Source organism: Ilyobacter sp. (genome assembly GCF_041583315.1).
Classification (GTDB): domain Bacteria; phylum Fusobacteriota; class Fusobacteriia; order Fusobacteriales; family Fusobacteriaceae; genus Ilyobacter.
In genome coordinates, this window is record NZ_JBFHGC010000236.1 from 1 (window position 1) to 4,214 (window position 4,214).

6 protein-coding genes are annotated in these 4,214 nt (G+C 40.2%); 1 reads left to right on the top strand and 5 read right to left on the bottom strand.

Annotation, left to right across the window (positions count from 1 at the left end):
* On the top strand, positions 1-471 hold a 471-nt coding region (gene pdxT, locus ABZA26_RS08965; RefSeq protein WP_372714179.1), incomplete at its 5' end, for a pyridoxal 5'-phosphate synthase glutaminase subunit PdxT.
* Between the two features lie 31 nt (positions 472-502).
* On the opposite strand, the gene ABZA26_RS08970 is transcribed toward pdxT, so the two are convergent.
* The 5 genes from ABZA26_RS08970 to ABZA26_RS08990 form a co-directional block, all read right to left on the bottom strand.
* Positions 503-1,108 carry a M23 family metallopeptidase gene (locus ABZA26_RS08970; protein WP_372714180.1) on the bottom strand — a complete coding sequence of 202 codons (606 nt, stop codon included), beginning with the start codon at positions 1,106-1,108 and terminating at the stop codon, positions 503-505.
* A gap of 200 nt (positions 1,109-1,308) precedes the next feature.
* Positions 1,309-2,121, bottom strand: coding sequence for a ZIP family metal transporter (locus tag ABZA26_RS08975; protein ID WP_372714181.1), 813 nt, complete (start codon positions 2,119-2,121; stop codon positions 1,309-1,311).
* Between the two features lie 119 nt (positions 2,122-2,240).
* Positions 2,241-2,831 carry an XTP/dITP diphosphatase gene (locus tag ABZA26_RS08980; protein ID WP_372714182.1) on the bottom strand — a complete coding sequence of 197 codons (591 nt, stop codon included), beginning with the start codon at positions 2,829-2,831 and terminating at the stop codon, positions 2,241-2,243.
* Positions 2,831-3,568, bottom strand: a complete 738-nt coding sequence (gene rph / locus ABZA26_RS08985; protein WP_372714183.1) for a ribonuclease PH — start codon at positions 3,566-3,568, stop codon at positions 2,831-2,833. The genes ABZA26_RS08980 and rph overlap by 1 nt, the downstream gene beginning before the upstream one ends.
* Before the next feature lie 9 nt (positions 3,569-3,577).
* Positions 3,578-4,214: ABC transporter ATP-binding protein (locus ABZA26_RS08990; protein WP_372714184.1), on the bottom strand; the 637-nt coding region annotated here is incomplete at its 5' end.

Consider the following 4,214-nt stretch of genomic DNA (forward strand, 5'->3'; position numbering starts at 1 on the left):
AGGGATATAGATGGAATAATTCTCCCTGGGGGAGAAAGCACTACAATGGGAAAACTTCTAATTGATCTGGGAATCATGGATACACTTAAAGATATGATAGAAGACGGATTTCCTGTATTTGGGACTTGTGCCGGGATGATACTTCTTGCAAAATCCCTTGCCAACGATGAAAAGGTTCACTTGGGTATTATGGATATCATTGTAAAAAGAAATGCCTATGGCAGACAGCTGGGAAGTTTTAACTGTAAAGCACCTGTGAAGGGTATAGGGGAGGACGTGGAGATGGTATTTATCCGTGCCCCTTATATAGAGGCGTGTGGAGATGGTATAGAGGTCTTGTCCAGGATAGATGGGAATATTGTGGCTGCCAGGCAGGGGAATATTCTCGTGACATCTTTTCACCCGGAGCTTACTTCTGACTACAGAATGCATCAGTTTTTCATAGATAGTTTAGTAAAAAAATTAAGCTAGCCATTGGGCTAGCTTTTTCTTTATATTTATACTAAAGGTCTAAAAATTCTGCCGGGTTTAGAGGCTTTTCCTCATATCTTATCTCATAATGAAGGTGCGGACCGGTGCTTCTACCTGTATTTCCAGTTCTTGCGATAAAGCTACCCCTGTCTACAAAATCATCCTCCTTTACATTATAGCTGCTTAAATGCCCAAATCTTGTAGAATAACCGTTCCCGTGATCTATTATGACTGTCTTTCCATAACCCCTTACCCATCTGGCAGTTCTCACTATGCCGCTTTCTGGTGAATAAACCCTTGTACCAATAGATGCAGCAAGATCTATTCCATTATGTTTAGATCCAACACTTCCAGTAATTGGATCTACTCTTCCACCCCAGTTGCTCGTTACTGCAATCTCTTCTAAGGGCCACATAAAATTTAAATCCTGGGTTTTCCTCTGATATGCCTTAAAGACCACCCTCTCTTCCAGTGTTATCTCCCTCACATCATAATTTGTATCTCTTCCACTCAAAACTATATCCCTAACCTCTATAGATTCCGGTCTGGCAGAGACCATTCTTCTGCTGCTCAAGCTTTCCATTGAAGGTCTTTCCTCTATACCCCCATAACCTTTTACAAAGATTAAAACTAACATACTAATAAATGTTCCCAATCTCAATTTATACCACCCCTGGTTAAAGACATTCTTTGCTGTTAATAAAACAAATACTGAATTTCCCATGAATTCCTTCTATAAATTTTATTTCATCTATTCATATGTTTTTTAATTATTGTTTTTATACATATTTATATATTTTTGATAAAAAAAAATCCCTGGATACCCAGGGGATTTTCTTATCCTAAAGCCACATCTAGGCTCATCATTACAGCAAAACCTATCATAGCTCCCGCTGTGGAAATGTCTGTTTTTTTATCCATCTGAGATTCAGGTATAAGCTCCTCTATCACCACAAAGATCATAGCTCCCGCTGCAAAAGAAAGAGCATAAGGAAGAAGACTTCTCATACTCAAAACTGCGTAAGCCCCTATAACTCCCGCTATTGGTTCTACCACTCCGGAAAGCTGCCCATACCAGAAACTTTTAATTCTTGAAACGCCTTCACGTCTGAGAGGTACAGAAACCGCCGCTCCCTCAGGAAAATTTTGAATACCTATACCTATTGCAAGAGCTACCGCACCTGCAAGATTAGCAGAAGGTATCCCCGCCGCCACAGCCCCAAAGGCAACTCCAACTGCAAGTCCCTCTGGTATATTGTGCAGAGTCACAGCCAATACCAAAAGTATGCTTCTCTGCCAGTGGGTTTTTATTCCCTCTGCCTCTGAAGTTTTAAGACCCTGATGAAGATGTGGTAATATCTTGTCAATGAGCCATAAAAATAAACCTCCAGAAAGAAAGCCTATCGCAGCAGGTATCCATCCACGATTCCCCATCTCTTCTGCCATCTCAATAGCAGGTGCCAGCAGAGACCAAAAACTGGCTGCGATCATTACTCCAGCTGCGAATCCGAGCATGCCATCAAGCATCTCTCTTTTTATCTCCTTAAAGAAAAACACCATGGCAGCCCCAAGTGCTGTTACAAACCAGGTGAAACAAGTCGCCATAAGAGCCTGTTGAACAGGTGTAAATCCCCCTAACCACTCAATCATTTTAATTCCCCCTTAACTTCATACCTATTATTAATTCTCATTTTTTCTGTTTTTCCTGTTTTTCTTGGAAATTTATTCATTTGGATTTTTAACAGGCCATTAAAAAAGTGGTAGAAAAACTACCACTTTTTAACTATATCCTGAAAATTTTCTTTAAATTTTTCCAGAGCCTTTGCCCTGTGGCTTATCCTATTTTTTATCTCTGGTATTTCAGCTAGGGTACTCTTATACTCCTCTACATAAAAGTAAGGATCATACCCGAAGCCGTCTTTTCCTTTAGGGTTATCCACAATCTCTCCGTCAATCTCCCCCCGGAAGGAATAAGTCTCTCCTGTGGGCCTCGCAAAAGTAATCACAGAAACAAATTTTGCCTTCCTGTTCTCGACTCCTTGAAGGTCTTTTATAAGCTTTTCATTATTTGTCTCATCTGTGGCACTCTCACCGGAATATCTTGCAGAATACACTCCGGGAGCTCCTCCTAGGGCGTCTACACAAAGACCCGAGTCATCTGCGATAGAAGGTATATTTAGATACCTTGCTATTTCAAGAGCTTTTTTAGCGGAGTTTGCTTCAAAAGTATCCCCGTCTTCTACGACTTCTGGAATCTCTATTCCGTCTTTTATAGATAATATTTCCACGTCAAAGTCTTGAAGTATTTTTTCGATCTCTTTTATTTTTTTAGTATTACCTGTAGCTAAGAAAATCTTCATTAGACTTCAGTCTCTTCCACTATTTTGTTTTGTAATTCAACCAGTTCCATTATTCCTTTTTCAGCGAGGTCAAGCATCTCATTCAGCTCTTTTCTTGTATAGGTAGCCTCTTCCCCGGTTCCCTGTACCTCTACAAATTCTCCTTTAGAATTCATTATCACATTCATATCCACTTCTGCAGTAGAGTCCTCAGTATATTTCAGATCAAGCATAGGCTCTCCCCCTACAATTCCTGCACTTATTGCGGCTACATTAGCGATTAGGGGATTTTCTTTCAATTTATCATTTTTAAGGAGTTTTTTCACTGACAAAGCCAGGGCCATGTATCCACCAGTTATAGAGGCAGTTCTTGTCCCTCCGTCTGCCTGGATAACATCACAATCTACAGTGATCGTCTTTTCACCTATTTTTTCCAGGTCTATACAGGCTCTCAAAGATCTACCTATAAGTCTCTGGATTTCCATAGTCCTTCCTGATAGTTTTCCCTTTACAGCTTCTCTCATATTTCTGTCTTCAGTAGCTCTAGGAAGCATTGAATACTCTGCTGTAAGCCATCCTCTCCCTTGATTTCTAAGGAAGGGAGGCACTCTGTCACTTATAGAGGCTGTGCATATTACCTTTGTATTTCCCATCTCTATAAGAACTGAACCTTCAGCATAAATAGTAAAGTTAGGTGTAATTTTTATTTCTCTGATCTGATCCAGTTTTCTGTTGTCGTCTCTCAATTTTTCACTCATTATATCCTCCTAAGCTGTTTCTCCAAATTGTGTTTCATAAAGTTTTTTATATATTCCGCCATGCTCTAAGAGCTCTCTGTGGCTTCCTGTCTCTTTTATCTCGCCCTTTTCCATTACTACTATCTTATCTGCATTTACAATGGTGGAAAGTCTGTGAGCTATTACAAAGGTCGTTCTACCCTTCATCAGTTTATCCAGGGCATCCTGTACCAGCCTTTCTGACTCTGTATCAAGGGCAGAAGTTGCCTCGTCTAATATCATTATCTCAGGGTCCTGTATGAGTGCTCTGGCTATCGCTATTCTCTGCTTTTGACCTCCTGAGATCATGGCCCCTCTCTCTCCGACTTCAGTATCGAATCCTTTTTCAAACTCCATTATAAAGTCATAAGCATTGGCCATTTTTGCAGCTTCTATTATCTCTTCCATAGTTGACTCTTCTCTACCATAGGCAATATTTGATGCTATTGTCCCGCTGAAAAGAAAAGTTTCCTGAGGTACTATTCCTATCTCTTTTCTGTATTCCTTCAGAGAATAGTTTTTTATGTCCACTCCGTTTACTTTTATAGAACCTTCTGAAGTCTCATAAAATCTGGGTATAAGGTTTACAAGAGTGGTCTTTCCGCTACCGCTCTTTCCAACAAGTGCG